The 1,909-nt window shown below is 72.0% G+C and carries 2 protein-coding genes; both read right to left on the bottom strand.

Annotated features, from left to right (window positions below):
• Nucleotides 1-163 precede the first annotated feature (163 nt).
• On the bottom strand, nt 164-1,237 hold the full coding sequence (locus tag ACYVE7_RS33325) for a zinc-binding dehydrogenase (protein ID WP_460370471.1): 1,074 nt from the start codon (nt 1,235-1,237) through the stop codon (nt 164-166).
• Nucleotides 1,238-1,295: 58 nt separating this feature from the next.
• Nucleotides 1,296-1,909 (bottom strand): hypothetical protein (locus tag ACYVE7_RS33320; protein WP_460370469.1); only part of this gene is annotated, 614 nt, incomplete at its 5' end.

Here is a 1,909-nt window from a genome sequence, read left to right as displayed (position 1 = left end):
GATACGACGCCTGGCTGGCCGCGGGCGCGCCCGTCCACCTCGTGGACGTGCCGTGGGCCGAGGCCGTCGCCCGCGCCGAGATCACCATCCGCGACGCGGGCTACACCGAGGTCGCCCCCGGCACCCTGACGGCCGTGAGCTGGCTCGTCCCCTAGCCCGTCCCCTAAAGGGTGGGGTCGACCACGATCTTGGCGTGGGCGTCGGGGCTGGCCAGCTCGGTGAACGCGTCGGCCAGGCCGTCGAGGCCGATCGTCCCGGAGATGATCGCGCCCGCGTTGATCCGGCCCTCGGCGATGTCGAGCAGGGTCGCCTGGTACTGGGCGGGGTTGGTGCCGAAGGTGCCGCGCAGCGTCAGCTCCTTGATCGCGCTGACGCCCGGCATGATCACGTCGTCGCTCATGCAGACCCCGACGATCATCACGGTGGTTCCGGCGGGCGCGCCGTCGATGACCTGCTGGAGCAGCCCCGGCACGCCGACGCACTCGAAGATGACGGCCTTGCGGGTGGGGATGCCGAGCACCTCGTGGGTGAGCGCCTCCACCGTGCTGACGGGGATGCCCAGCTCGGCCCATTTGCCGTAGGGGCTGGTGACGGCCGGGTCGAGCACCTCGTCCGCGCCGAGGGTCTCGGCCAGGGCGCGCCGTGCGGGCGAGAAGTCCACGGCGATGACGTGGCCGTGGCCGCGCGCCTTCAACGTGGCGACGACGCCGAGCCCGATCGGCCCCAGCCCCAGCACCACGGCCACCGAGTCGGGCGCGATCTCGGACCGGTGGACGGCCCGGTGCGCGACCGCGAACGGCTCGGTGATCGCCGCCGCCTTCGGGTCGAGCCCGTTGGGGATCTCGTTGATGAACGCCTCGGTCAGCAGCATCAGCTCGCCGTACCCGCCGGGGAACATCGGGGCGTAGCCGATGATCCCGGCGCCGGCGGGGCTGAGCCCGATCGGCGGCCCGCACACCTGGGTGCCGACCGGCAGGGTCTGCTGCGTGTTCGGCCCGTAGGCGAGGATCTCGGCGCTGAACTCGTGCCCGAACACCAGCCCCTGCCGCGGGTCGTACGGCACCCCGCCGGACCGCCGCGCCGTCTCCATGAACGCCTCGGGGTCGGCCAGCGCGTGGAGGTCGGATCCGCAGATCCCGCAGGCCAGCGTCCGCACGAGCACCTGCCCGTCCAACGGCACCGGGTCGCTCACCTCGGTGACGACCAAGCTCTTGTCTCGTGTCACGGCTGCACGCATCGGACGAACCTCCCTAGACGGATGGCTCAGTACCGAACCACGTTCAATGGCTATCTGGCTAGGGGTTGCCCTGCTGACGTTGCCAGCGGTTCAGGGCGTTCAAGGCGATCTCCTGGGTGCGGGACAGGCCCTGGGGGTGCGGCGGGGCGCCCGGGGAGGGGGCGGCGGAGGCGGGTGGGGCGGGGGTGCGGGCGGCGCGGACCTTGGCGCTCAGGCCGTAGGAGATCACCAGGAGGGCGAAGAAGAGCAGGGTGTACAGGCCGTGCTCGGCGAGGGGCACGAACCTGCCTTTGACGACGTCCAGGACGGCGAAGACGGCGAAGCCGAGGACCCAGCCGAGCAGGCTCGGCAGGAACCACACGTCCTTCCTGCGGACGATCGCGGCGACCGTGAGCACCAGCAGCAGGCCCTCGACGGCCTTGAGGCCGATCAGCGCCTGGCCGGCCATGCCGTCGCCGAGATAACCGGCGAGCTCCCGCTTGTGGTTGCTGAAACCGAGCAGCCCGGTCGCCAGATTGGTGAGCCCGTACACGACGAGGAACACGCCGACGGTGAAGTGCTGCCGGTGCCAGGTCGAACCTAGAGCGGCCGAGCCGGGAGCGGCCGAGCCGGGAGCGGCCGACGGCGCGGCGTGCTGCTGGGGCGGCGGCGCGTACTGGTGCTGGGCGGGGG

It is taken from the genome of Actinocorallia lasiicapitis, assembly GCF_054778695.1.
The sequence above is the reverse complement of the archived record's forward strand: the minus strand, read 5'-3'. Positions and strand labels throughout refer to the sequence as shown.